Annotated in this window: 26 protein-coding genes and 1 tRNA gene; 14 read left to right on the top strand and 13 right to left on the bottom strand. The window is 56.3% G+C overall.

Going from position 1 to position 26432, the window contains the following annotated elements; genetic code table 11:
* Positions 1–24: 24 nt before the first annotated feature.
* The 7 genes from rlmH to BLV09_RS24215 all read right to left on the bottom strand — a co-directional run bounded on the left by rlmH (position 25) and on the right by BLV09_RS24215 (position 6313).
* On the bottom strand, positions 25–507 hold the full coding sequence (gene rlmH / locus BLV09_RS24245) for a 23S rRNA (pseudouridine(1915)-N(3))-methyltransferase RlmH (RefSeq protein WP_146689187.1): 483 nt from the start codon (positions 505–507) through the stop codon (positions 25–27).
* Between the two features lie 151 nt (positions 508–658).
* On the bottom strand, positions 659–1015 hold the full coding sequence (gene rsfS, locus BLV09_RS24240) for a ribosome silencing factor (protein ID WP_100384779.1): 357 nt from the start codon (positions 1013–1015) through the stop codon (positions 659–661).
* Positions 1016–1215: 200 nt separating this feature from the next.
* The gene (locus BLV09_RS24235; protein WP_283806871.1) at positions 1216–1854 is read right to left on the bottom strand and encodes a nicotinate-nucleotide adenylyltransferase; all 639 of its coding nucleotides are present in this window, start codon (positions 1852–1854) and stop codon (positions 1216–1218) included.
* 112 nt (positions 1855–1966) lie between these two features.
* Positions 1967–3259 (bottom strand): glutamate-5-semialdehyde dehydrogenase, encoded by a 1293-nt coding sequence (locus tag BLV09_RS24230; RefSeq protein WP_146689186.1) that lies wholly within the window; start codon positions 3257–3259, stop codon positions 1967–1969.
* A 141-nt stretch (positions 3260–3400) separates the two neighbouring features.
* A complete protein-coding gene (gene proB / locus BLV09_RS24225; protein WP_146689185.1) occupies positions 3401–4543 on the bottom strand; it encodes a glutamate 5-kinase in 1143 nt (380 codons plus the stop codon).
* Between the two features lie 124 nt (positions 4544–4667).
* Positions 4668–5714 (bottom strand): GTPase ObgE, encoded by a 1047-nt coding sequence (obgE, locus tag BLV09_RS24220; RefSeq protein WP_100384778.1) that lies wholly within the window; start codon positions 5712–5714, stop codon positions 4668–4670.
* Positions 5715–5827: 113 nt separating this feature from the next.
* On the bottom strand, positions 5828–6313 hold the full coding sequence (locus BLV09_RS24215) for a MaoC family dehydratase (RefSeq protein ID WP_146689184.1): 486 nt from the start codon (positions 6311–6313) through the stop codon (positions 5828–5830).
* Between the two features lie 200 nt (positions 6314–6513).
* Here BLV09_RS24215 and BLV09_RS24210 point away from each other — a divergent pair, with 200 nt between their 5' ends.
* The gene (locus BLV09_RS24210; protein WP_146689183.1) at positions 6514–7431 is read left to right on the top strand and encodes a DMT family transporter; all 918 of its coding nucleotides are present in this window, start codon (positions 6514–6516) and stop codon (positions 7429–7431) included.
* Between the two features lie 180 nt (positions 7432–7611).
* Here the strand turns inward: BLV09_RS24210 and BLV09_RS24205 are convergent, their stop codons facing one another.
* The 3 genes from BLV09_RS24205 to rplU all read right to left on the bottom strand — a co-directional run bounded on the left by BLV09_RS24205 (position 7612) and on the right by rplU (position 9188).
* Positions 7612–8208 carry a GNAT family N-acetyltransferase gene (locus BLV09_RS24205; RefSeq protein ID WP_146689182.1) on the bottom strand — a complete coding sequence of 199 codons (597 nt, stop codon included), beginning with the start codon at positions 8206–8208 and terminating at the stop codon, positions 7612–7614.
* A 119-nt stretch (positions 8209–8327) separates the two neighbouring features.
* Positions 8328–8600 (bottom strand): 50S ribosomal protein L27, encoded by a 273-nt coding sequence (gene rpmA / locus BLV09_RS24200; RefSeq protein ID WP_100384774.1) that lies wholly within the window; start codon positions 8598–8600, stop codon positions 8328–8330.
* A 93-nt stretch (positions 8601–8693) separates the two neighbouring features.
* On the bottom strand, positions 8694–9188 hold the full coding sequence (gene rplU / locus BLV09_RS24195; protein WP_146689181.1) for a 50S ribosomal protein L21: 495 nt from the start codon (positions 9186–9188) through the stop codon (positions 8694–8696).
* 333 nt (positions 9189–9521) lie between these two features.
* Here rplU and BLV09_RS24190 point away from each other — a divergent pair, with 333 nt between their 5' ends.
* Entirely contained in the window at positions 9522–10661 is a 1140-nt protein-coding gene (locus BLV09_RS24190; protein WP_146689180.1) for an ROK family protein, read from the top strand.
* Positions 10662–10902: 241 nt separating this feature from the next.
* On the opposite strand, the gene BLV09_RS24185 is transcribed toward BLV09_RS24190, so the two are convergent.
* The gene (locus BLV09_RS24185) at positions 10903–11766 is read right to left on the bottom strand and encodes an alpha/beta fold hydrolase (RefSeq protein ID WP_167558875.1); all 864 of its coding nucleotides are present in this window, start codon (positions 11764–11766) and stop codon (positions 10903–10905) included.
* A 233-nt stretch (positions 11767–11999) separates the two neighbouring features.
* On the opposite strand from BLV09_RS24185, the gene BLV09_RS24180 reads away from it, so the two are divergent.
* Positions 12000–12089, top strand: a tRNA-Ser gene (locus BLV09_RS24180).
* A gap of 513 nt (positions 12090–12602) precedes the next feature.
* Here BLV09_RS24180 and BLV09_RS24175 read toward each other — a convergent pair.
* A complete protein-coding gene (locus tag BLV09_RS24175; RefSeq protein ID WP_157810141.1) occupies positions 12603–12836 on the bottom strand; it encodes a helix-turn-helix domain-containing protein in 234 nt (77 codons plus the stop codon).
* Positions 12837–12903: 67 nt separating this feature from the next.
* Here BLV09_RS24175 and BLV09_RS24170 point away from each other — a divergent pair, with 67 nt between their 5' ends.
* From BLV09_RS24170 to BLV09_RS24120, 11 genes are all read left to right on the top strand, one after another.
* Positions 12904–13608: a hypothetical protein gene (locus tag BLV09_RS24170; RefSeq protein WP_167558874.1), complete on the top strand. Its 705-nt coding sequence runs from the start codon at positions 12904–12906 to the stop codon at positions 13606–13608.
* Between the two features lie 174 nt (positions 13609–13782).
* Positions 13783–14427 (top strand): NADPH-dependent F420 reductase, encoded by a 645-nt coding sequence (npdG, locus tag BLV09_RS24165; protein WP_100384769.1) that lies wholly within the window; start codon positions 13783–13785, stop codon positions 14425–14427.
* Positions 14428–14824: 397 nt separating this feature from the next.
* The gene (locus tag BLV09_RS24160; RefSeq protein WP_100384768.1) at positions 14825–15853 is read left to right on the top strand and encodes a BMP family lipoprotein; all 1029 of its coding nucleotides are present in this window, start codon (positions 14825–14827) and stop codon (positions 15851–15853) included.
* Positions 15854–15917: 64 nt separating this feature from the next.
* Entirely contained in the window at positions 15918–17474 is a 1557-nt protein-coding gene (locus BLV09_RS24155) for an ABC transporter ATP-binding protein (protein WP_146689177.1), read from the top strand.
* The gene (locus tag BLV09_RS24150) at positions 17458–18483 is read left to right on the top strand and encodes an ABC transporter permease (protein WP_146689176.1); all 1026 of its coding nucleotides are present in this window, start codon (positions 17458–17460) and stop codon (positions 18481–18483) included. Before BLV09_RS24155 ends, BLV09_RS24150 begins: the two co-directional genes overlap by 17 nt.
* 20 nt (positions 18484–18503) lie before the next feature.
* Positions 18504–19391 (top strand): ABC transporter permease, encoded by an 888-nt coding sequence (locus BLV09_RS24145; protein WP_146689175.1) that lies wholly within the window; start codon positions 18504–18506, stop codon positions 19389–19391.
* 255 nt (positions 19392–19646) lie between these two features.
* A complete protein-coding gene (gene cofE, locus BLV09_RS24140; RefSeq protein ID WP_146689174.1) occupies positions 19647–20411 on the top strand; it encodes a coenzyme F420-0:L-glutamate ligase in 765 nt (254 codons plus the stop codon).
* Positions 20408–21376: a 2-phospho-L-lactate transferase gene (gene cofD, locus BLV09_RS24135; protein ID WP_100384763.1), complete on the top strand. Its 969-nt coding sequence runs from the start codon at positions 20408–20410 to the stop codon at positions 21374–21376. Before cofE ends, cofD begins: the two co-directional genes overlap by 4 nt.
* A gap of 36 nt (positions 21377–21412) precedes the next feature.
* Complete coding sequence (cofH, locus tag BLV09_RS24130) at positions 21413–23806, top strand: 5-amino-6-(D-ribitylamino)uracil--L-tyrosine 4-hydroxyphenyl transferase CofH (RefSeq protein WP_244548814.1); 2394 nt, start codon at positions 21413–21415, stop codon at positions 23804–23806.
* A gap of 70 nt (positions 23807–23876) precedes the next feature.
* Positions 23877–24626: an SDR family NAD(P)-dependent oxidoreductase gene (locus BLV09_RS24125; RefSeq protein ID WP_146689173.1), complete on the top strand. Its 750-nt coding sequence runs from the start codon at positions 23877–23879 to the stop codon at positions 24624–24626.
* Between the two features lie 20 nt (positions 24627–24646).
* Positions 24647–25057: a GlcG/HbpS family heme-binding protein gene (locus BLV09_RS24120; protein ID WP_167558873.1), complete on the top strand. Its 411-nt coding sequence runs from the start codon at positions 24647–24649 to the stop codon at positions 25055–25057.
* Positions 25058–25065: 8 nt separating this feature from the next.
* Here the strand turns inward: BLV09_RS24120 and BLV09_RS24115 are convergent, their stop codons facing one another.
* Entirely contained in the window at positions 25066–26424 is a 1359-nt protein-coding gene (locus BLV09_RS24115; protein ID WP_146689171.1) for a dihydroorotase, read from the bottom strand.
* Positions 26425–26432: the final 8 nt, after the last annotated feature.

The raw sequence follows: 26432 nt of genomic DNA, 5'->3' as shown, positions 1-26432 counted from the left end.
CTTTCGTTGCTGGCGTTGCGCGGCCTACGCGCGGTGATAGGGGTGACCGGCCAGGATGGTCGCGGCCCGATAAATCTGTTCCAGAAGCATGACGCGAACCATTTGATGCGGCCAGGTCGCCGAGCCGAACGCAATGCGAAGTTTTGCCTTGCGCCGTAAATCAGGCGAAAGTCCGTCCGCGCCGCCGATGACGAAAATAGTATTGGCGGCCTGCTCATCCCGCCAGCGGCCAAGATGCCTTGCAAAAGCGGCGCTGTCGATATTGTCGCCGCGCTCGTCGAGCGCGACCAGAACCGACTTTTCGGGAATGGCCGCCAAAATCGCCGCAGCCTCCTCGGTCATCCGGGTTGCAGCGTCGCGCGCGCGGCTTTCGGCAATCTCATGGATCTCGATGCCGCGAAAACCGAGCTTGCGGCTGATGTCGTCGAAGCGTTCGCGATAGCGCTCGGCCAGCTCCCGCTCGGGGCCCTGCTTCAGCCGGCCGATTGAAACGACAATAAGACGCATAAAGCATTTTCCGGCAAAGCATGCCCTCGGACTTGATCCGAGGGTGGTGGCCGGTTTGCCGTAGAAAATGCGGCAAATCAACAACTCACGCGCATTCTGATGCGCGCGCACGCTATCAAGCGCCCGAGCCGATTCGCATCGGCTTGCTAATCTAGATCGCCTGCGGCGCCGTCGGGTTTTGCGTCCACAATCGCTCGAGATTGTAGAACTCGCGCACCTCGGGTCTGAATACGTGCACGATCACGTCGCCGGAATCGATCAGGACCCAGTCGCAGTTGGGCAAGCCCTCGACATGGATGCTTTTGATACCGGTTTCCTTCAGGCCTTTGGTGACATTTTCCGCGATCGCACCGACGTGCCGGTTGGCGCGGCCGGTCGTGACGATCATGTAGTCGGAAAATGCTGATTTGCCGCGAAGGTCTATGGTGACCGTTTCTTCCGCCTTCATATCGTCGAGGCGGGAGAGGATCATATTCAGCGTCTTGTCGGCGTCGGGTTGCGCCTTCAAGGCCGCAGTTTGCGTCGATGTTTTACGCGTCTTGGACGAGGCAGACTTTGCTGAACCAGACTTGGGTAAAACAGACTTGGACAATACAGATGTGGCCAGGGACCATTCCTTTCACTGTATCGCGGACACCGAATCCAGCGCCCGCCTACTATACTACGCATGTGGGGTTAATGGTTCAATATTCCAGTAACCCCACCTCCTCACTTCTTCCAGCTGCCGTCCGGGTTCCGCAGGCCCGTCGACGACAGGTTCGATTTCATGCCGGTCAGGAAAACCCAGGCCGGTGCGGCGCAGTCCGCCAGCCTGCCGGCCTGATTCTCAGGGATACGATAATGCGCCAGCGCCTGGGCGGCCGGTGCGGACAGCGCGCGAAAACTTTGCGGCGGACGATCGATCACGGCGATCGGCACGGCGGCGGCGATACGCTGCCAGCTTTGCCAGCGATGGAACTGCGCGAGATTGTCAGCGCCCATGATCCAGACCAAGCGCAAGCCGGAGGTGCGGCGGCGCAGATATGTAATCGTATCGACAGTGTAGCGGGTCCCAATGACAGCTTCGAGACAGCTGACATCGATGCGCGGGTCGTTGGCCATTTGCCGCGCAGCTTCCGCGCGCTCGCCGAGATCGTGCAGGGCGCCGCGGTCCTTGAGCGGATTGCCCGGCGTCACCAGCCACCACACCCGGTCGAGATTCAGCCGCTTGATCGCAAACAGGCTGATGTCGCGATGGGCGCGGTGCGGCGGATTGAACGAGCCGCCGAGCAGGCCGACCCGCATGCCATTGGTGTAGAGCGGGATCGCTTGCGCGACGGGCCGCGACGCGCTGGGCGCTTCTTTCAATGAATTCACGGCGTCCGCAAAGCTGTGTTGTTTGACGCATTTTCTTCACGCGAACCGGTGCCGATCCCGAATCGCGTCCGGGGCGGGCTTTCGCTTGAAAACGCCTGGGTGTTCACGGCCGCGTCTGTCCCGTGCCGTGGACGCGATATTTGAAACTGGTCAGTTGCTCGGCGCCAACGGGCCCGCGGGCGTGGAATTTTCCGGTGGCGATGCCGATTTCCGCGCCGAAGCCGAATTCGCCGCCGTCGGCAAATTGCGTCGATGCGTTATGCAGCACGATCGCGGAGTCGACTTCGTTGAGAAATTTCTGCGCGGTCTTTGCATCCTCGGTCACGATCGCATCAGTGTGGTGCGAGCCGTGATGGTGGATGTGCGCGATCGCCTCGTCGACACCATCGACGATCCTCGCGGCGATGATCGCGTCCTCATATTCGGTGTCCCAATCTTCGTCGGAAGCCGGCTTCACCCTGGAATCGGCGCGTTGCACGACATCGTCGCCGCGCACTTCGCAGCCGGCATCGATCAGCATCTCGACCAGCGGCTTGAGGCTGGTCGCTGCTCCCGCGCGATCGACCAGCAGGGTCTCGGCGGCGCCGCAGACGCCGGGCCGGCGCATCTTGGCGTTCAGCACGATCGACTTCGCCATCTCGAGATTGGCGGCATGATCGACATAGACGTGGTTGACGCCTTCCAGGTGCGCGAACACCGGCACGCGTGCTTCGGCTTCGACACGCGCGACCAGGCTCTTGCCGCCGCGCGGCACGATGACGTCGATGCCGCCGTTCAATCCGGTCAGCAGCAGGCCCACGGCCGCGCGGTCGCGAGTCGGCACCAGCGTGATCGCAGCCTCGGGCAAATCGGCTTCGCGCAATCCTTGAACCAGGCAGACGTGGATCGCGCGGCAGGAGCGGAAGCTGTCCGAGCCGCCGCGCAGGATCACCGCGTTGCCCGATTTAAGGCACAACACGCCGGCGTCGGCTGCGACATTGGGGCGGCTTTCGAAGATCACCGCGACGACGCCGAGCGGCACGCGCACGCGCTCGATCGTCATGCCGTTCGGACGCTGCCAGCTCTCGGTCACCACGCCGACGGGATCGGCGATATCGCGCACGGTTCTGATGCCGTCGGCCATGGCATCGATGCGCGCCTGTGTCAGCGTCAGGCGATCGATGAAGGCGGAAGTCGCGCCACTGGCGCGCGCTTCCGCGACGTCCTCGGCATTGGCGGCAAGAATGGCGGAAGCCCGCGCGCGGATCGCGCGCTCCATCGCATCAAGCGCGCGGTTTTTCTGTTCGGGCGAAGCGAGCGACAGCACCCGCGCCGCGGCGCGCGCGCGCGTGGCGAGATCAGCCATCAGCGACGGCAGCTCGGCAGTTCCGTCGATGGCTTTCAGCGACGCGCTCATATCGGTCTCAGCTTCAATTAAGGCCATGTCCTAGCACGGAAATCGCCGCCGCGCGAGGCGCGGAACCAGCATGGCTGACGGGCGGGCAGGGCCTTTGGGCGGGATCGCGGCTAGCCGGGTTTTATCCGCTCGGCCAATGGCCTAGTTCGCGGAAAATGCCCCGCTCGGGCCTATCACCAGGTCGTCGCGGTGGATCATTTCCGCCCGTCCGCTGATGCCGAGGATAACCATCACATCCGGCGATGAGCGGCCTTTGATCTTTTCGGCATCCTCGGCGTCATAGGCGACGAGGCCACGGCCGATCTCATGGGTATCGGGGCCGCGCACCACCACGGCGTCGCCGCGGGCAAATTGCCCATCGACCCGGATCACGCCGGCCGGCAGCAGGCTCTTGCCGGCGCGCAGCGCACTCACCGCACCGGCATCGATGGTCAGCGTGCCCTTTGGCTCGAGCGAGCCTGCGATCCACCGCTTGCGCGCGGTCACGGGATTGGCCGGCGTCAGGAACCAGGTGCAGCGCCCGCCGTCGGCAATCGCCTGCAGCGGATGCTCGATCTTGCCCGAGGCGATCAGCATATGCGTACCGGCCGTGGTTGCGATCTTGGCGGCCTCGATCTTGGTGTACATGCCGCCGCGCGACAGTTCCGATTCCGCAGCACCCGCCATGGCTTCGATATCCGATGTGACGGAGTCCACGATCGGAATCAGTTTTGCGTTGGGATTGCTGGCCGGCGGTGCATCGTAAAGGCCGTCGATATCGGACAGCAGGATCAGGAGGTCGGCGCTTGCCATGGTGGCGACGCGCGCGGCGAGGCGGTCGTTATCGCCATAACGGATTTCGTTGGTGGCAACCGTGTCGTTTTCGTTGATCACGGGAATCGCGCGCCATTCCAAAAGCTTGGCGATGGTCGAGCGCGCGTTGAGATAGCGGCGGCGTTCCTCGGTGTCCTGCAGCGTCACCAGGATCTGGCCGGCGCCGATGCCATGATGTCCCAGCACTTCGGACCAGATTCGCGCCAGCGCGATCTGCCCCACGGCGGCCGCGGCCTGACTTTCCTCGAGCTTCAGCGTGCCGCGCGGCAGTTTCAGCCGGCTGCGCCCCAGCGCAATCGAGCCGGACGACACGATCAGCAGTTCGCGCCCCTCATTGTGCAGCTTGGCCAGATCGGCGGCGAGCGCGGCGAGCCATGGCGCCCGAACCTCGCCCGCGCCGGAATCGATCAGCAGCGAGGAGCCGACCTTGACGACGATGCGGCGAAAATTTTTCAGGTTTGGGCGGGACATCGTGAAGATCTTCAGCACGTTCAAAGAGAAGATGAAACAGTCAGGGATCGCCGCTGTGACGTGAACTCCATCCCCGTCTGCTGAGGATGTTTTGCAGTAGCTACGCCGGCGATACAAGTCAGCCTTACGGCGTCGAAGGCGCCCAAGGTTCGGCCTGGGCGCCCTTGGCCTTGATGGATACCGGCGCTTCACCGATCACTTCGACCAGCGCGCGCAACGCGTCTTTCACGCCCGCGCCGGTCGCCCCTGACATCAGCAGCGGCGTCTTCTTGGCGGCGCGCTTCAGCCGATCTTTTTGCTTCCTCAGATCATCCGGCGTCACGGCGTCGATCTTGTTCAGCGCGACGATTTCGATCTTGTCGGCGAGATGTCCTTCATAGGCCTCAAGCTCGGTACGCACCGTCTTGTAGGCGTTGCCGGCGTGCTCGCAGGTCGCATCCACCAGATGCAGCAGCACGCGGCACCGCTCGACATGGCCGAGAAAACGATCGCCGAGGCCAGCGCCTTCATGCGCGCCTTCGATCAGTCCGGGAATATCCGCCAGCACGAATTCGCGGCCGTCGACGTCGACCACGCCGAGCTGCGGATGCAACGTCGTGAACGGATAATCGGCAATCTTGGGTTTGGCGGCGCTGACGGCGGCGAGGAATGTCGACTTGCCGGCATTGGGCAGGCCGACGAGGCCGGCGTCGGCGATCAGTTTCAGCCGCAGCCAGATCCAGCGTTCGTCACCCTCCTCGCCGGGATTGGCGTTGCGCGGGGCGCGGTTGGTGGATGATTTGAAATGCGCGTTGCCGAAGCCGCCATTGCCGCCTTCGGCCAGCACGAATTTTTCGCCGAGCGTGGTGAAATCATGGATCAGCGTTTCGCGGTCCTCGTCGAACACCTGCGTTCCCACCGGCACCTTGAGCGTGATCGACTTGCCATTGGCGCCATGGCGGTCCTTGCCCATGCCGTTGGTGCCCTTCTGCGCCTTGAAGTGCTGCTGATAGCGATAGTCGATCAGCGTATTCAAGCCGTCGACCACTTCGATGACGACGTCGCCGCCGCGACCGCCATTGCCGCCGCTCGGTCCGCCGAATTCGACATACTTCTCGCGGCGGAACGCCACGCAGCCGTTGCCGCCGTCGCCGGAGCGGATATAGACCTTGGCTTCATCGAGGAATTTCATGAATGATAGGTAAGGCAGGGGTGCCGATGCGGCAACCCTCAAGCGCCGATATCGGCAAAAAGCCTTAACTTTTGCGACTTTTTTGATGATTCAGCGTTCCCGCGAGCGCCAGCCTATGCCAGGGCTGGCCGCCGGCGGATCAGGAATTTCTGCAAGCCTTCCAGCACAAGCTCGCGGCGCTGGTTGAACACCGTGCTGCGCAGGGTCACGGTGCCCGTGGTGCGGCCGGCGGTCAGTTCCGTTACCTCGAGCGCGGGATAAATGGTGTCGTCGGCGTAGACGGGTTTTAGGAACCGGCTCGACTGCTCGAGAAAGCCGACCAGCGATTCCTCCACCATGTACGGAAACAGACCTGCGCCCGGCGCGGTGTGGACCAGCGTCTGGAAACCATGGGCGAGCAGGTTCGGCATCCCGCGGGCGCGGCAATATTCGACGTCGTAATGCACCGGATGGGTGTCGCCGCTCGCAGTCTGAAACGCGGCGAACACCCCTGAAGTCATGGTGCGGCTCGGGATCACGAAACGCTCGCCGACCACGAAATCCTCGAACCAGCGTTGTTGCGGCACCATGCGATGCTCGGCGGGATCGAAGTCGGTCATGGCGGATTTCCTGCAATGTCAGCGGTGCGCGTACCGGTATCGTGGCGCGGATGCCACGGCAATCACTTCAATTGTCATGCCGGCCCGAGCACAAGGCTTGTCCCAGGCATCCACGTCTCTAAAACGGCACTGCCCGAAAGACGTGGATGGCCGGAACTGGTCCGGCCATGACGAGGGCGAGAAGCAACCTGCAGTCATCAATGACTTTGTTCGCGAAAATATCGACCCACAATGACGAGCGCTCGGCGCGGCTTGCCGGCATCGGATTGATGCTGCTGTCGATCTTCATGTTCTCGTTCGGCGACGCCCTGGGAAAGTTCATGGTCGCGACCTATTCGGTCGGGCAATTGCTGTGGCTGCGCGCCTGTGCGGCGCTGATCGTGCTGGCGCCGATGATATGGCGGAATCGCAACGCCTTCACGCACCTGGAACGGCCATGGCTGCAATTGCTTCGGGTCGTGCTCTCGACGCTCGAAGTCGCAGCCTTTTTTCTGGCGACGGTCTATCTGCCGCTGGCCGACGTCATCACCTATTATCTGGCTTGTCCGATTTTCGTCACCGCGCTGTCGGCAATCGTGTTGCGCGAGCGCGTCGGATGGCGGCGCTGGAGCGCGATCCTGATCGGCTTCTGCGGCGTGCTGATCGCGCTGCGTCCCTCATCGCAGACGGTCAGCTGGCCGGCGCTGATCGCGCTCGGCGGCAGCACATCATTTGCCGTGCTGATGCTGATCACCCGCTCGCTGCGGGCGACGCCGGATATCGTGCTGGCGTCGTCGCAATTCGCAGGCACCTTTCTGCTCGGTGCGCTGCTGTCGCCGATCGGCTGGGTGACGCCTGATCTCGGCAGCCTCGGTCTGTTCGCCGCCGCCGGCTGCATTTCGGTGAGCGCATTGTTGTGCGTCAATCGGTCGCTGAAGCTCGCGCCGGCGAGCGTCGTGGTGCCGTATCAATATTCAATGATCGTCTGGGCCGTGATGTTCGGATACGCCGTGTTCGGCGATGTGCCGTCGACGGCGACGATCATCGGCGCCTCCATCATCATCGGCGCCGGGCTTTACATCTTCCTGCGCGAGCGGGATCTGGGACGCCGGGAGACAGCGGTTAGCCCGCCGGTGTAAGCGCGCCAAGCAAACCCCAGCATCATTGTCGTCCCGGCCAAGCGAACGAAGAGAGCGCGAGCCGGGATCCATAACCACAGAGCTGGTTTTGCGCGAAGCTGGAGCGGCTATCTCGTGCCGCAACAAATATCGGTGGTTATGGTCCCCGCGTTCGCGAAGACGACATCGGAGAGAGCGGGACTACCGCTCACGCCGCGTCGAATTGCCCCAGCTCTTCAGCGACGACCAGACGCCGCGCGACAGGCGGAAGCAGTCGACCGGCGTCGACGATCCCAGCGCCTCGAAGCGATGCAGCTCGACGCCGCTCCACTGGAAGCCGCATTTCTCCAGGATGTTGCGCGACGCAGGATTGGCGACGCGGGCGCCGGAGATCAGTTGCTCGGCATCGAACTCCTCGAAGGTGAAGTCGATCACCGCGCGCGCGGCCTCGGTGCCAAAACCCTGGCCCCAGTGCTCGACGCCGAGCCAGTAGCCAAGTTCCGGCGCGTCCGGCGCGCGCCAATCGATGCCGACAACGCCGATCGGTGTGTAATTGTTCTCGATCAGGAACACGGTCTCGCGTTGGCCATCGGCCATCGCGCGGACGAACTCCACGGCATGCTCTTGCAGATAGGGATGCGGCAAGCGGCGGGTATTCTCCGCAATGCGGCGGTCATTGGCGAGATTTGCAATCGCTTTTACGTCCGCGAGCGTCGGCCTGCGCAGCGTCAGCCGTTCGGTCTCGAGGACGCAACTTCTCGCCTCGCGTAATGTCGGGGTTGGGATGTCCTGCAGCATCTCGGGCTCCTGTAAGCAAAGCGCAACAAAAAGGGGAGGCCGGTTTCCCGCCTCCCCTTTGGAGCCTCCAGGAGCTCCGCCGGTTCAACAGGACCCGGCGGACTCATGTTGTCCACCGTTTACTCGGCCGCGGCTTCCGTCATCGGAACTACCGATATGAAAGTGCGGCCATTGGCTTTTGCACGAAACTCGACACGACCTTCGATCTTGGCGAAGAGAGTATGGTCCGTGCCCATGCCGACATTAAGGCCGGGATGCCATGTGGTGCCGCGCTGGCGCGCAATGATGTTGCCGGGGATCACATGTTCGCCACCGTAGGCCTTGATCCCAAGGCGTTTGCCCGCCGAATCACGACCGTTACGCGATGAACCGCCTGCTTTTTTGTGAGCCATGGCCCGTCTCCAAACTTCGATTTAATCTTTAGATCGATTCCTTGACGGAATCATTTCAATTTATGTCGCGCTTCACTTTTTAAGCTGAAGCGTTCACTTTTTATCGCTCTCGCCTTTCGCGGCCGGAGCCTTCTTTGCCGCCAGTTTGGCTGCGGCCCTGGCGACCGTTTTCTTCGCGGGCGCTTTTTTCTTCGCAGCCTTTGGTTCGTCGTCGTCGCCCTCGGGCGCGACAACAACCTTTTCCCGCTTCGGACGCGGGCCGACGGTCGGCTTGTTGTCGTTGGTCAGAATCTCGGTGATGCGAAGCACCGTGATCTCGTCGCGATAGCCGCGCTTGCGCTTCGAATTCTTGCGGCGGCGCTTCTTGAACGAAATGACCTTGGGGCCGCGCTTGTGGAGCAGCACTTCGGCTGCAACCGAGGCACCGGCAACCGTGGGGGTGCCAAGCACCGGCGAATCGCCGCCGACCAGGAGAACTTCACCAAGCTGCACGATCGTTCCGACATCGCCGGCGATCTTGCCTACCTCGAGCACATCATCCGGAACGACACGGTATTGCCGGCCGCCGGTTTTGATGACTGCGAACATCGTTTAATTCCTTCGTGTTCGATCCCGGCCTCGGACGAATCCGGGCTGGCTTTTTATTCAGTCGTTATGGGTTCAATTTCCGCGCGTCAGAGATCCCTAAAGTGAGCGATCCCTTAAAACCCGCGCAAAAACAAACAGCGCGAGAAAATCCCGCGCCGGGTTGTGCAGACTTATAGCCTGCGGGGACGTCAAGTCAAGGCAAAGCCAGCCGAAATTGGGCCAAATCTAAGGGATTTCGGCCCTTTTTGGACCAATTCTGCCTTCCTGGGAAGCCCATGAAACCAACGGGTTCCCCGTCCGTTGTACCGGACGTTTGATTGGGCAAGGGCAAAAATGGCTGAAGACATCGTAACGACCACGGGCATCGCCCGTCATGGCGCAACCCGTCTGCCGTCCGTGGACGTGGACAGCTTCAATATCGAGCTGAAAAACGACGAGGGTTTTCTCGGCGACCGCGCCAGCAAGGGCGCCTTCCGCAAGATCCTCGATACGCTGCGCAAGCCGTTGAAGAAAAATGGCGACGATCCCCTCGGCGACAAGGCCGCCGAAGCGATCGCCAAGAGCACCCTCGACGAAGCGCTGGTGGGCGACGACGTGCAGGCGGCGGCACTGGTGCACGGCGCGATCGAGGAGTTCGCGCAGGAGCTGGCTCATGTGACGCGGCGGTTTCTCAAGACCAAGGCCTGGGCCGATACCGAGCGCATCGTGGTCGGCGGCGGGTTTCGGCAGAGCCGGGTCGGCGAACTCGCCATCGCGCGCACCGATATCATTCTCAAGGCCGAAGACTTCAAGATCGATCTGGTGCCGATCCGTTTTCACCCTGACGATGCCGGCCTGATCGGCACGCTGCATCTGGCGCCATCGTGGATTTTCGAAGCGCATGACAGCATCCTCGCGGTCGATATAGGCGGCACCAATATCCGCTGCGGCGTAGTTGAAACGCGCTGGAAGAAAGCGCCTGACCTGTCGAAGGCCACGGTGTGGAAATCCGAGCTGTGGCGGCATGCCGACGATGAGCCGACGCGCGAAGGCGCGGTGAAGCGGCTGGTCAAGATGCTGAAGGATCTGATCGCGGAGGCCGAAACCGAAGGGCTGAAACTCGCGCCGTTCATCGGGATCGCCTGTCCCGGCGTGATCAACGAAGACGGTTCGATCGAGAAGGGCGCGCAGAACCTGCCGGGCAATTGGGAGAGCAGTAAATTCAATCTGCCGGCGAGCCTGGTCGAGGCGATTCCGCAGATCGGCGATCACGACACGGCGGTGCTGATGCACAATGACGGCGTGGCGCAGGGCCTCTCCGAAGTGCCGTTCATGCAGGACGTCGAACATTGGGGTGTGCTGACCATCGGCACCGGGTTAGGCAATGCCCGCTTTACCAACCGCAGGAAAGAGAACGGCAAGGACAAGGAAGACAAGAAGGCCAAAGACAAAGACGACAAGGACGAGAAGAAAGCCAAGAAAAGCAAGGATTAAGGCCTGCCTTTAGCCTTGCCCGCAGCCTTGGCCGGTAACCTTGATCGGTTAGGTTAAGACCGGGATTTCATTGCTGCCGGCGGGCCCGGCGCTACCGTTACATCGTCGCTCACGTGGCTTGCGAAGCCGCACTTCCAAGCCGCAATTTCAATGATGCGACACGGGACCGCCGGTTTTTATCGCGTCTGGCGGTCCCACTCTTTCATCGCGGGCTTGCTCAGTCAGCCGCGGCTTCAGTTGATCAACTCCAGCCGATACGTCCAAAGAACATCGCGATCTCCGCGGCTGCGCGGTCGGGATCCTCGCGATGCGGAAAATGTCCAACGTCCCTGAAGGGCGCGACGTCGACTATGGAGAAGGTCTCGCCCAGGCGATCGGTCCAGGCGTAAGGAAACAATGGATCATGCTCGGCCCAGCGGATGCAGGTCGGCAGATCGATCGGCGGCAAATCTGGCGCCTCGCCCTTCATCATCCTGACCCGGCCGGCATGCGACGCGCGGTAATGCGCGAATCCGCCGGCAAGGTTGCCAGGCTTGAGGAAATTATCGGTGAAGGCGTCAAGCACGCCGTCGAACGCGTGCTTGCGGTGCGACCAGGTTTTCAGGAAATGTCCGATGTAGAGGCGGCAGCTTTCGCGCGTCGCGCCCACCAAAGCGGGCGCCATCTCCATCTGGTGGAACGACTGATACCAGATATTGTTGAGCCGCTCGGGCTCGGCCATTCGCGGTCCGATGCCGGGATAGACGAAGTCGAAGAAAAACAATCCGGCGATCCGTTCCGGCGCGTTTCGCGCCAGCGGCTGCATCACCGCGCCGCCGACGTCGTGCCCGACGATGCCGACTTGCGGCAGATCAAGCGCATCGAGCAGCGCCAGCATGTCCGCGGCATGCTGGTCCGGTCCGAACGGCCCATCGGGCTTGTCGCTGTCGCCGAAACCGCGCAGGTCCGGCGCCAGCAGCGTGAAGCGATCGGCGAGCCGGGTCATGACCGGCTCCCAGGTGAGCCAGAATTCGGGCCAGCCGTGCAGCAAAAGGAGCGGGCGTCCCCGGCCGGTCCGCACGACATGGAAGGCCGCTCCATTGGCATGAACCGTCAAGTGCTCCATTGGATGTTCCCCTATGCGATCAAGGGGCGAATTCTTGCCCCACGCGCCTTGTCTGGCCAGCCTTCCTCGCCTAGAACACGGCCCGACCGGAGCGCATTCAGCGGAATTGGGCACTGGTTTTGCGGTTAGAAGGCGCTTCCAGCTTTTTTGGCGCGTTTTTCTTCACGCGAACCGGATTCCACGTCGCCTGAAAACGCTTTAGATGGGCGAGCAAATCACCCGTTATGGCGCCTGGAGAGGTGGCAGAGTGGTCGAATGCACCGCACTCGAAATGCGGCATAGGTGCAAGCCTATCGGGGGTTCGAATCCCTCCCTCTCCGCCAGACGTTTCTGACTTCGAGAAACCCCTGCAAAATAAGGCTTTCCTGCACGCCCGGATTCGGACGGTGTAGCCCCACGGTGTAGCCCTGTGGTCGATGCAAGATGCCATCATTCGTCCTGGAGCGGAAGGCAAATTCCAGGTCGAACGGTAACCGCTTTAGGGTCCAGTCTGGGACGTCCCCCTTTCGCGCCCACGAGGGGCCGTTCCAGCTTCAGATTGGCGTACCACACAGCCATCCGCGCTGAGCACGTAACAGCAAGGCTTGAAAGCTAGTCCTCGCGGCCGGCTGACCGGCAGCCGAAACATTGATCAGGCTGCCCTAACGAGAACGCCGGAACCAACCAACGATTCCCGAAATCGCGGACGACGAGGACCAGAATGAGCTCCCGCCGGGTCGGGCCGTGACGGTCGCACCCGCTATCCCGGAGGGCGCCGGCACTGAGGTCTCAGCTCCCCGCTTCTGAAGCGTTCAAGCCTCGTTGGGCGCTACTGCTTGCCCATTGGTCTGGACACATCATTTCGCCGGGCTGTTCGAGCGCCGGAGACGAGGAGGCGCTTCGAACAGGTCCGTGAAGGGAACGTCGAGTGCGTTGGCGATGCTTTCGACCATCATTACGGTGGGATTTGCCCGGCCACTTTCAATGAGGCTGACCGACTGCTGTTCACTCTTGCATTTGCCCGCTAGTTTTTCCTGACTCCAGCCCCGCTCTGTTCGCCGGCGACGGACGTTCCATGCCAGCGATTTCACGACCGCAGATGATCTGGTCTCAAATCGCTCCTCGAATTTCTTCTGCTTCTTCTTCCCATCATTGTCCGTGACCGCGGAAGGTCCCGTCTTTAGTGGTTGCTCGAATCTCTTCCGCGCCATTTCGGCACGGTCGGATATCTTATCAAATCTGGTCTATGTGATTTATCATGTATTTAGCTTTGAGTGGAAGCAGGTTCGAGTCAAAGGAACGTTGTGTGACGACGACGGTGTTCGGAACGCGTTTGAATTTGACCTCGACCGTTCCGGAGATAGCGCCGAGCAGGTGGGCGATGCAATGCAACGGTCGCTTGGGGCACTGAAACGATCACTAGCGCGAAGTGGCGTCGCGCCGACGGACTGGACCGAGTACGTCTACAGAACTGATGAAACTGTAGATGCCGACGAACTTGAATCGGAGTTCCCATTTGAAGCGATCCCCTACATTTTGGTGTTCGACGAGAGCGTCGAGACCATCGAACTTCGATTATGGGGAAAGCAGGCCGTCTACAAGCGCGCCGCAATCAAAGAGTTGGATACAGGCAATCGCCTGACGGTGATCGAGGGAGGGGAGACCGCCAATCGCTTCATTGTTCATGAGGAGAACGAAATCCAAGCAGCCGTTCCGGTTCTGGAGCGGGAGGATGGCTTGGGCGGGTTACTCGTAACTGCGGTTTTCGCCCGGCCGTTCAGCGACCTACCGGAACAGAACCATAGAGTTTCGGCCTCCGAACTAAGACACAAGAACGTCTTCATGATTTCTCCGACGGCATGATCATAAGGAATACTACGGTAGCAGGCTCAACTCGTCTTTTGATCTTTGACATACTAAATCGAACAGAATCGTCACAGCCAACGCTCTAAAAGAGATAAGCGATGTGCAATCGCTAAAACGTAGCTGTCCCGACTCGCATTTGACAGTCGCAACCGCGCAGGAAAGGCCATAACTATGAGCGATAAGAGAACGATTGCCATAATAGGCGGCACGGGCGACCTCGGATCGGGGCTTGCAAAGTGTTGGGCGTCAGCGGGCCACAAAATCATTGTCGGTTCTCGGTCGAAAGAAAAAGCCGCTGCTGTCTGTTCCCAAATCGGACCAAACGCCACAGCGGCAGATTATGTTGAAGCGACGAGAAGTTCATCGTTGGTCGTGTTAGCCGTTCCGTATTCCATGCATGCGATTGTCTTGGAAGATCTTAAGCACGAGCTTAAAGGTAAGATACTGATTGATGCCGTAGTCCCGCTAGTTCCTCCAAAAGTCTCGGTCGTTCAGTTGCCGTCAACTGGATCCGCAGCCTTATCGGCTCAAGCAATATTAGGAGAGACTGTAAGAGTTGTTGCAGCCTTTCATAATGTAGGAGCAGCGAAACTCCAAGCCGGCAACCGAGTCGATTGCGATGTGCTGGTTTTTGGAAATGACAGAGACGCGAAGAGTATTGTAATCGATCTCGCGGGCGAAATCGGAAACCGCGGTATTGACGGGGGCGGCTTGGCAAATTCTGCAGCGGCTGAAGCGCTGACCTCCGTTTTGATTAGCATCAATCGGACCTATAAGGTCGCAGGGGCAGGAATCCGAATTACGGGGCTTGCTTAGCCTCGATGTTTTCCCTTTGAAAAGGTTTGCATACGCGCGCAATGCGTAGCTTACGCGTGGACCTTCGCCATGGCGAATTGGCCCGTGCTATTCGGATTTTTCGCATGTGGTCCCCACTTTTATATTTTTAATGAATTTATGTGCACGGGTTGGTCACTTTGCGATCAGTCGTGATGGAAAATATGTTCCTTGCGGCATCTGTGGCGAGAATGATTTATCATAAAAAATACGGTAGCTAACTTGGCACGCCGGTCAAAATTTAAAGAGTTGGATTGGCAAGAAGAATTGCAGACGGAGCGTTGTTTGCTTCAACTTGCTTGGAAGTCTTAGCCGCGTTTGTTTGACGAACCGGGAACGTCACTGGCGCATATTGAAACCATACCGAGGGAGCGACTGTATGACATTTCCTTTTAATTCGATATCGTATGCCGTTTGTCGGGCAGCGGTTATTTCTGCCTTAGCTGTTATTTCTTCACCTTCGTTGGCTCAGGAAGCCGCAGCGAGCAAGCAAGTAACTATCGGACTCATTGAAGAGGCGCGTCCGGATGTTAATCCATGGGCTGTCGCATGGCATGAATCCGTCGAGGCTATGAAACGGAAGGATCCGTCTCTAAAAGTAATCGAAACTTATGATGCATTTGATCCGGTGCGTGCAGAACCGGTAGCCCGCCAAATGATCGATGCGGGAGTCAACGTCGTAGGTCTTACAACTTTCGTGCTGACCGATGTCGCAAAGAATCTGTCTACAGACTTTCCCAAGGTGCCGATGGTTGCGGCAACATTCGGAGTTACGCGTCAGCCAAATCTTTCGTCTGTGACCGCGAGTTATCTGGAGATCGGCTACGCGAATTGCTGGCTACTGACGAAGCTCTCCAAGGACGGCCGTCTCGGTGTTGTGGGTGCAAAAAAAGCGCCGTTTGAAACGGAGCAGTTGGAGGGATGCAAGCTCGGTGCTACGGCGGCCAACCCATCCGCCCAAATTACCCTAGTCAACACCAACAGCTTTACGGATACGCAAGCAAACAGAGAACAGGTCAAATCGCTTTTAGATCAAGGGATTCAGAATATTTTCCTGATTTCCGGGACTTCTGACTTGGTAGGTGGGCTTCGACTCTGTGAATCAAGTAAAGCACATTGCGCTCTAATCGGAGGAGATCGTCGCTGGGCCCCCACGGCTACGGTGACCAACGTTATGCTGGATTTCGGCGTCGTTCTGGCCGATCTTGTCGATCAACAACGTACGGGCATTATTAAAGCAAAATCGTTCGATCTTACATTCGGAAACGGCGGTCTAAAAGTTCCCGACTTCAAAGGGATTGATGCAGTAAATCCTGAACTTGAAAAGGGCTTCCAGGCTATGGTTGCCGACCTCGCATCGGAGAAGATTTCTCTGCCGGACAGCAAGTCTCATCCGGGCATGCGCTGATCAGCCGGGGGTCGGGTCAACTGTGTTGGCCCGACCTCCAATTCTGCGAGATCGGATTACAGAGATGTTTGCGCATAGCACGATCGTCCAAATGCACCAGGTCTCAAAGCGATTTGGCGATTTGGTCGCGCTCGAAGATGTGAGTGTGGAACTCAATTCAGGTGAAATTCATGCCATCATTGGAGAGAATGGAGCCGGAAAATCCACGTTAATGCGAATTCTCGGCGGGCATTTTGCGGCAGACGCCGGAACGCTGGTTATCAACGGTGCGACGATTGAGATCAAACGAGCTCATCAAGGCTATCGCGCCAGTGTTGGATTTGTTGAACAAGAGGGCGGTCTGATCGATGAGATGACCGGCGCGGAAAATCTCATCTTAGCCGAGCGTGGCGGGTTTTGGTCTGATACACCGTCGGCGTCGAAGCGTCTAAGGCTCCTCGCAGAAACGTTCGACACCGAGATCGCTACTGACGTTCCGGTGGTATCTTTAGCGATGGGCCAACGCCAGCGCTTGGAGATATTAATTGTCCTCGCTTTAGGCGCCCGAATTTTGATCCTTGACGAGCCTACCGCCTCGCTTTCCGTGGATGACGCTAAAGCTCTCGGCGGGATCATGCGAGAATTTACGCGAACGGGTGGAGCAATATTCTATATTAGCCATAAGCTGAACGAAGTGCGTGACGTTGCAGATCGTATATCAGTAATGCGTCGCGGCAAGTTGGTTTCGACTTATGCCGCTCGCAACACAACCGTAACTGCATTAGCTGCCGACATGGTAGGGGATGTTGTCCGGTCCCGATCGTCATCCGGATCGATCGCTGAGGCAGCTCCGACTGACTTAATTAAAGTAGCGTTGGGAGCGAGAGACGAAATAGCGTTTGAGGGTCCAAAAGTAGAAGTTTGTCGTTTGTCCGGCGTCTCAGCGCCTGCTCGTTATAAATCAGAGGCAGGCTTATCCGATGTCAATCTCACGGTCTTTTCCGGGGAGATCGTGGGCATTGCGGGGGTTGTCGGAAGCGGTCAGACGACTTTAGCAGAAGTTATGGCTGGTTTGGTTCAGCTTACCTCGGGCTACATTCGTCAAAAAAACAACGGTTCCGTAGCCTACATTCCAGAAAATCGTCACCGTGATGCGCTCGCGTTGTCCCTGAGCATCCAAGATAATCTTCTCGTTCACTTACAGAGCCGGCCCGAATTCTTACGCGGTCTTTGGTTCCGTCACGCTAACGTCAGGCGTCACGTCGACGGAATTCTAAACAGATTTAGAATTCGCGGCGCCAAAGCGGAAACCCTTGTTCGGATGCTTTCGGGAGGAAATCAACAGAAGGTTGTGGTTGGTAGAGAGCTGGACAAAACGCCATCGTTAGTCGTGGCGCATAACCCTTTTCGAGGGCTCGATGTGCGCGCTATTCAAGATGTTAGAGATTCAATGTTTGATGCTTGTAGAGCCGGATCCGGCGTCGTTATGATTAGCTCAGACCTTGATGAACTGGTTCAGAGTTGCCACCGCATAGTCGTGCTTTTCTCCGGTCGAGTCGTTGGCGAGGTGGATCTTCATAAAGATGGACTTCATGCTCTAGGTGGAATGATGGGAGGCATCGAATATGATCGCGTCGGATAGGCGATCGCTCGTATCGAACGCTATTTATTCTGATGGAGTAAGGCCGATTGGTTTAGCGGCGCTGGTTACGGCATGTCTTCTACTTTCCATACATGCTGATCCAATATTGGTTGCGAAGGTGCTTTGGACATCAACCTTCGGCTCGCTGCGGACGTTCGGCGAAGGATTGGTTCGTGCAGCACCGTTGTTGATGGTATCCGCTACATTGCTACCGTCTTTACGAGCTAAGATTTATAATATTGGAGCGCCTGGGCAAATTGGCGCGGGCGCTCTCGCAACCACTGTTATCGCGTTGGCAGTGCCGCAATCGCCAAGTGTTCTTTTAATAAGTGTATGTGGGATTGCAGCGGCGATCGCTGGCGCGGCGGTTGCTTTTGTTCCCGGATATTTAAAGGCGCGGTGGAATGTAAGTGAAATTGTATCGTCGCTCGCGATGAATTTTGTGACCGTCTCGGTGCTCAGCTATCTGTTGAGTGGGCCGCTACAAAGCGATTTTGCTAACCTTCCGCAATCGCCGGCTTTGCCGCCCTCCAGCACCTTACCCTTACTATTCTCAGGAACGAGGGCGCATATTGGTCTAATAGTCTCTCTCATTGTGGTGATCCTGCTTTCGATACTTGCAACTTCTGTGATGGGTTACAGGCTGAGAATGTTCAGTAGCAATGCCACGTTAGCAGCCCGCTCCGGAGTAAACGCAAATCGATACCTCATATCCTTGATGATGTTAGGTGGTGCCGGAGCTGGACTCGCCGGATGGATGCAGGTCGCTGCAATTGACCATCGACTTTATCCAGGCGTTGCTGACCCCATTGGATACGCAGGTTTATTTGTGGCCTTGCTGGGTGGATTAAATCCATTTGGGATTGTTGTGTCGTCCTTTCTAATGGGGGCGCTTCTCTACGGTGCTGGAGCGCTCCAGATTGGCGCGTCGATCTCTCCGGAGATTACCCAGGTGTTTCTAGGGGTAGTTCTTTTTACCTACGCAGCTCGCCCAACAGCAATCCAATAATTTCCGCAGGGACTCGCGAAATGGAATTTTTCGATATTGTTGCAAGCAGCAGCGTACGTCTAATGGTCCCTCTTTTGCTTGCGGTGTTGGGAGAGCTTATCTCTGAAAGAGCGGGTATAACGAATATCGGACTTGAAGGAATGATGGCCGCGGGCGCTTTTATAGCCTACATCACCGCCGTCGGAGATTCCGGACTCTTGATCGCGATTCTCGCCGCTAGTGTGGCTGGTGCATTTGTCGGTTCGCTTATGGCGATCGGCACGGTTCTGTTGCGTGGAAATGGCATACTGGTAGGATTCTCGCTATTTGTATTGGCGCCCGGTCTTGCAAACTTCCTGTTTGTGCAAAACGGCGTTACGTCTGCCACGCCAGCACTTCCAGATATTGCAGTGCCTTATCTAAGTGAAATCCCTTTGATCGGACCGGCGTTCTTTTTGCAGAATATATTTTACTATGTTGCAATCGGATTGACAGCGCTTGTCTGGGCACTCTTCAAGTGGACTAAGATTGGCCTCATCATTTCTGCTGTAGGACATGATCCGAACAAGTCCCAGGCCAAAGGACTAAATCCAAAGGCAATCCAAACCTCGGCGCTACTTGTTTGCGGTTCATTTGCAGGCTTGGGAGGCGCGGCGCTTTCGCTAGGAGCAGTAGCATCTTACGTCCCGAACATGATTGACGGTCGAGGATTTGTAGTCATCTCAATCGTCATTTTGGGTCGATGGAACGTGATGGGAGCTGTTGCAGGTTCGCTATTCATGGGATTGTTAGACGCCTTGAAGTTAAATTTGCCCCAGGTGTCGGACGTTCCTGTCCAATTTCTGACCGCTCTCCCGTGGGTAGCGGTTTTAATTATGTTGATAGCTAGCGCACGCATGCGGACCAGCGCTCCGCGTTCATTAATTTGAAGAAAACGGTGCCAGGCTCTGCGAACCAGCTTGAGGTAGCAAACTGCCCGATACCTCCAATCTGATGTCTGAGTCAGATAGCATCTATCTGTTGATATCATGGCATTCGGATTTGATAGGCGCGCAACGTAGTTGCCTACGTCACGCGGCCGTGACGTAGGGCTTTATCCCTGTGAGCGAGGAACTCTGGCTGTCCGCTGTCTTAACCGACGCAGACTTCGCTCATATCGGGAGTCTCGAAACGGTAACGGCGTGATGACGAATTTATCTATCGCAGCGGTCAGTGGTATTCCGGATGTGCAAGCCGGTACTGATCTTGCAAAAGCTATTGTCCAGGCGCTTAAGGACAACAACCTTCAGCTAAAGCATCATGACGTGTTGGTTGTTGCGCAAAAAATTGTTTCAAAATCAGAAGGGCGCTTTGTCAATTTGAATGACGTCAAGCCTGGTGAGCAGGCGCTAGCCCTTGCCGCTCGATGTAGGAAAGATCCGAGGCTGGTCCAAGTTATTCTAGATCAATCAAATCGCGTCGTTCGATGTGCTCCAGACATTCTTATAGTTGAGCATAAGCTAGGACTTGTTATGGCTAATGCCGGAATAGATAAATCGAACATTGGCGTATTTCCCGACGCGCAGATGGTTCTGCTTCTTCCAGAGCATCCAGATCGTAGCGCTCAGCAATTGAGGTGTGAATTGCAGAAGCTTGTACAACAAGACCTCGGCATAATTATCAATGACAGCTTTGGTAGGCCGTGGCGTCTGGGCACCGTTGGCGTAGCGATCGGCGCTGCGGGAATCGACTGCACTGACGACCGGCGAGGTGAAGTCGATATGTTCGGGAGAATACTCGAGACTACTGTCGTTGGACGAGCAGACGAGATTGCGTCAGCGGCATCTTTGGTCATGGGACAGGGGAGTGAGCGGATACCGGTAGTTTTGGTCCGTGGATTGGGGCCGTCGCAAAACGTGTCACCGGCTTTATCGATGGTGCGAAAAAGCGCGGAGGACCTGTTCAGATGAACGGCACCTCAGGATCTCAGCGCAAATCGATTGTTGCGCTTTGTGGAGGTGTAGGTGGAGCAAAGCTTGCACTTGGGTTAGATCGTGTCGCAGCCGAAAACTCTGACATCTCGATTGTCGCGAATGTAGGAGATGATTTTCGATGGCTGGGATTATACATATCACCTGACATAGACACGATACTGTACACATTGTCCGGCAACGCGGACGAGAAGAAGGGATGGGGGCGCAAAGACGAAACGTGGAGCTTTATGGAAGCTCTTCAAGAAATTAGGTCTGACGCGTGGTTTAATCTCGGGGACAAAGATCTGGCATTGCATGTCGAGCGTTCGTCAAGAATGGCCGCAGGAGCGTCGCTTTCGGAGACGACAAATGATCTCAGAGCAGCATTTAAGGTGAGGTCGAGAATTATCCCGGTCAGCGATGACTCGATCAGGACGTACCTTCGATCAAAAAACACATGGTTGCCGTTTCAGGAGTACTTCGTTCACCAAAAATGCGAGCCGAGTGTGTCGGAAATCGCGTATCGCGGTGCGGAGCTGGCGCGCCTTCACGACGACGTACGGCATTTACTCATTGACGAAACGCCTGATGCCGTAGTGATTTGCCCGTCGAACCCTATGCTAAGCATTGAGCCAATGCTGGCAATACCTGAATTGCGACAAGCCCTTCGAGAGACGAAGGCCCCCGTCGTGGGAGTTTCTCCGATTATTTCCCGAGAGGCGGTCAAGGGGCCCACCGCAAAACTATTTACTGAGTTTGGAATTGAACCGTCAGCCCAAGCTTGTGCTTATCGCTATCGTGATTTCATCGATGCCTTCGTGATCGATCTAAACGACGAAGTCGAACTTCCGGGAGTTGAAATCCGGAAAGAGCGCATTCTCATGACAACCAACGAAGATAAACAGCGCGTCGCGACCTGCGTGCTGGATTTCGCTGCCTCGATGGCAAAAAGAAAAACATAAAGCGCAATTAGACGACCGTAGTGGAGAGGATAATAGATGACCGTGCTAACGCATCATACCACCATCGAAATGGCGAGGTCCGGATCCCGTTTGAGCGATGATGCGATCTTATCCTTGGCAAATTGCGACAATTTAAGTTTGCTTATGGATGCCGCGGCTGAAATTCGTGACCGCGAATTCGGTGACAACATCTCATATTCGAAAAAGGTGTTTGTTCCGCTCACTCAGCTTTGCCGAGACGTCTGCCATTATTGCACGTTCGCTCACGCTCCAAACAAAACGACGCCAGCCTATCTCTCCATCGAAAGCGTGCTGCGGATCGCGCGCTCGGGCAAAGACGCGGGATGCAAAGAGGTTCTATTTACGTTGGGAGACAAGCCAGAGCTGCGTTATCGCTCAGCTAAAGACGCCCTTCGTGAGTTAGGATACGAGAGTACGCTGGAATACTTAGTCGCTGCCTGCGATGCAGTATTGAAAGAAACCGGATTGATACCTCATCTAAATCCGGGTTTGTTGAAGGCGACTGATATGCAACGACTTCGCCGAGTTTCGGGGTCGATGGGCGTAATGCTGGAGACAATCGCAGATCGTCTCAGTTCGCGGGGCGGCCCGCATTTTGGCTCACCCGATAAGGACCCAAAGCTACGATTAGAAATGATTGATAACGCCGGCGCTAACCGTATTCCGTTTACGACCGGGCTTTTGATTGGCATTGGCGAGACCCGTGGTGAACGTATTCAGAGCTTGCTAGCTTTACGCAGGAGTCATGAAAGGTTTGGCCATATTCAAGAAATTATTATCCAGAACTTTCGACCAAAAGCCGGAACATTGATGGCCAACGCGCCCGCAGCCTCGTTGGATGATCAGCTTTGGACTGTTGCAATTGCGCGACTCACATTCGGATCGTCGACGAGCATTCAGGCGCCACCAAACCTCAATGAAGGAAATATCTCCCGATTGGTGGATGCGGGCATTAATGACTGGGGCGGAATCTCGCCAGTGACGGTTGACTACGTCAACCCAGAAGCGCCATGGCCGCAGATTGATACGTTGGCGAAAGAAATGAGTTCGAGAGGCAAGCGTTTAATCGAGCGTGTTGCTATTTATCCCGGATATGCAAGAGATGCAGGCGCGTGGCTCGACCGGAAAATAGAGCCATCTGTTCTGAAATTGACCGACTCCGAGGGATACGCTCGTGAGGATGATTGGATACCAGGCGGCAGCAACACGCCGGCAGAATTTGCAAATCCGACCGCAATACGTTCCGTCGTGACGCCTGGCCGGAAGAAATTGAATGACGCGATTGATAAAGCGAGCTCGGGACAAGAACTCACAGAAGCTGAAATTGTCACCCTTTTTAATACGCGCGCGGGTGATGCAACTGCCGTAATTGCAGCCGCGGACAGCCTAAGGAAGAAGATCAATGGGGACAGCGTTAGCTTTGTAACAACCAGAAACATCAACTATACGAATATCTGCACGTTTCACTGTCAATTCTGTGCTTTCTCTAAAGGAAAGCGCAAAGATCATCGAGATGAGCGAGTTTATAATCTGGATCTTTCCGAGATTGGAAAAAGAGTCCGGGAGGCGTGGAGTGCAGGAGCCACGGAGGTATGCCTTCAGGGCGGGATACATCCGTCGTACACCGGCGAGACCTATCTTTCGATCTTAAAGGCAGCGAAACAAGCTTGCCCCGATATTCATGTCCATGCATTTTCGCCACTTGAAATACAACATGGCGCTTCGACTTTGGGTATTTCTGTCTCAGAGTTTCTGACAACTCTGAAGCAAGCGGGTCTCGGAAGCTTACCAGGGACGGCCGCAGAAATCCTGGACGACTCTATTAGGCAAATAATATGTCCCGATAAATTGAATACAGCCGAGTGGCTTACGGTAATGCGCGCAGCGCACTTGGTGGGGTTGCGATCAACTGCAACGATAATGTTTGGCCACGTAGACGGTCCAGTTCATTGGGCCCGTCATTTGCTGCACATTCGATCTTTGCAAAAAGAAACAGGTGGATTCACCGAGTTTGTGCCCCTTCCGTTCGTTCCGATGGAGGCGCCGATTTACCTGAAAGGAAAATCACGGAGAGGTGCGACGTTGAGGGAGTCCATTTTAATGCACGCTGTTTCTCGGCTTGTTTTGCATCCGCTAATAAGAAACATTCAAGTGTCGTGGGTGAAAATGGGCGAGGCTGGAGTTAAGATGAGCTTGCGCGCCGGCGTCAATGATCTCGGTGGGACATTGATGAACGAATCCATTTCACGTGCGGCGGGTGCTGTGCATGGTCAAAGCATGACTCCGCAAAGATTCTCTGAGCTCGCATCGGCAGTTGAGCGAAAAATATGGCAGAGAACTACTTTATATGAGCCGGTTTCTGCCAAGCAAGCAGAACATAGCGCATCGGCTATGTTCGCGGAGACGTAGATTCGCATAAACGGCGAAGTTGGTAGTTTATAGAGCAAAAGAGAAACTAAACCGGTAAGGACACTTTAAAATGATGCTGACGGGTAAAATCGCAATTGTGACTGGTGGCGCAGAGGGTATCGGGCGCGCCATTGTTAGCAAGCTTACTAAGATTGGAGCCACTGTCGTATTGGCCGATATAACGCACGAAAAGTCGAAACATGCGGCAGATGAAATAAATCTCGAAAATAAGAACGAGTCATGCATTCCGATTGAAGCAGACGTATCGTCGCGCGACGCGGTAGACGGAATGGTAAGAAGAACGGTCGAACGTTTTGGAAAGATAGACATTCTGGTTAATAATGCGGGAATCTGGAAAGGGTTGACGCGTCAGCCGTTTTGGAAAACTGAAACTGAAGAGTGGAAGAGAGTATTTTCTGTGAACACAGATGGTGCATTCTTTTGTGCATCGGCGGTCGCTCCCCACATGGTCGCGAAGAATTATGGTCGCATCATATTTATTGGTTCTGCCACAGTGGGTGAGGCTCAGGCCGAGATCACGCAATACACTTCTTCGAAAGCGGCTCTGATCGGCCTAATGCGATGTGCCGCTCGCGAGCTCGGAAAGAACAACATAACCGTCAATATGGTCCATCCGAGTTTGACGGATACCGGCGGCGTTACCAAAGAACGTCTTGAGCTACGAGCTAAAAGCAAATTTATCCCGAAAGTTGCTGTGCCGGACGATTTAACGGGCTTGGTGGCCTTTCTCGCGGGCGACGAGGGTAGCTTCATGACGGCTCAGCAGATCTATATCGATGGTGGTGGCGTGCTTAATTAGGTGGGGATGACGAAGTGATGATGACCGACGAAGAAGCCACAGCGTTGCTCGTTGCCGCGGTTAATGAGGCACGCAATATCGATAAGGCAATTTCAGCCGCGGTAGTTGATACCAGCGGGTATCTAGTTGGCTTGCGCAGAATGAATGGGGCTGGATTTCTGACTCCTCAAATTGCAGAGGCAAAAGCTTTCAGTGTGGCGGCCTGGAAGGTATCAACGTTGGATATTGCGGAACGAGCCCGAGCACGGCCGGAAACATTCTCAGCATTTGTTCATATTGGTCGTACCAAGCTCGTTCCGGGCCATGGTGGGCATCCAATTGAGAAAGCCGGGCGAGTAATTGGAGCGTTAGGAATTAGCGGCGGAACCGGAGAAGAAGACGAAGTTATATGTTTAGCTGCAATCAACGCGCGAGCATCGCGGTCCAAATAACTTATGATTCAACTTAGCGGAGCGAGGAAACGTCCATATCCCTGCTTCGCGGTAATAGTGTTTTGGCCATAAATTCGATCACCGCGTAAATAAGTGGCTTCGACCCGACCTGCCATAGCGCGCCCGTCGTAAGGGCTCCATTTTATTTTCGAGGCCAAACGAGCGGGATCAAAAATATTATTTCCCTTTTTAAAGACAGCTATGTCCGCATCGGCGCCAATTGCGATTGACCCTTTGCGAGGGTAGAAGCCGAAATGACGAGCCGGATTTTCCGACGCTAGCTTTGCTATGAGTGTGGGGCAGAAACTTCGTTTCGATACAGCCTCAGTATAAAGAGCAGGCAGGAAACCCTCCAAGCCAGGAGCACCGGAACCATTTTTAAATATATCGGAGTCTTGTTTTCTCGATGCAGGCCACCCGACATGATCTGTTGAAATCATGTCGATGTCGCCTCTCGTGACACTTTTCCAAAGTTCAATTCGATCGGTTTCGGACCGAAGAGGCGGATTGATCTTTAAGAATGCGCCACGAGTTTTCATGTCATCTTGATTTAGGGTCAAATAATGGATGCATGTTTCTACGGTGACGGCGTTGCCACGTTTTTTATACTCAGATGCAATCGTGCAGCCGGATTCTAGCGAACTATGTACGATGTGGCATCTCACATCAGTATGGGAGGCTAGCTCTAGGACTTGAGCGTCCGCCACGAGTTCGGCAATTGGAGGTCGAGTAAGCCAATGTGCTTCAATACCTGTCTCGCCTCGTTCTTTAGCTTGATTGACGTAGAATTCCACAATGTCTTGATCTTCGTTGTGGAATGAGACTGGTAGATCCGCGCTCGCCGCAGCATTGAACAAACCAATCATTTCACCCGTACGCGTTCGAGGAAAACGCACGGGGTGATACTCGTAAGTTGAAATCTTTATTGCGCACGCTCCCAACGATTTCAGTTCTGCAACCCATGCGTAGTCCTTTGATTTGGGCGGGGTAACGTACAAGCCGACATCGACGATGGCCAGCGAATGGACGGCATCCACCTTTTGACGAAAGCGAGCAACACTATCCACAGGAAGGGGATTATCAAACGGCATGTCGACTATCGTTGTCACCCCCCCGGCTGCAGCTGCACGGGTGGCATCTGCCAAGCCCGTATAGCCTTCGTGGCTTCCAGAATGAACCTGCGCGTCGACTAAACCTGGAAATAGCAGGCAGCCACTGTAATCGTCAGTCGCTATAGAATTCGGCGGGCCACCATGACCGATGGCCTTGATGATCCCGCCGCTTATTCCGACATAAGCGTCTTCTACGACGCGGTCTTTCAATACTACGTCGCCAATAATTACTCGATCAAACGAGTTGCTCACCATTTTACTTG

Source organism: Bradyrhizobium canariense, from assembly GCF_900105125.1.
GTDB classification, from domain to species: domain Bacteria; phylum Pseudomonadota; class Alphaproteobacteria; order Rhizobiales; family Xanthobacteraceae; genus Bradyrhizobium; species Bradyrhizobium canariense_A.
Note: the sequence above shows the minus strand (reverse complement) of the source record. Positions and strands in the feature narration are given on the sequence as shown.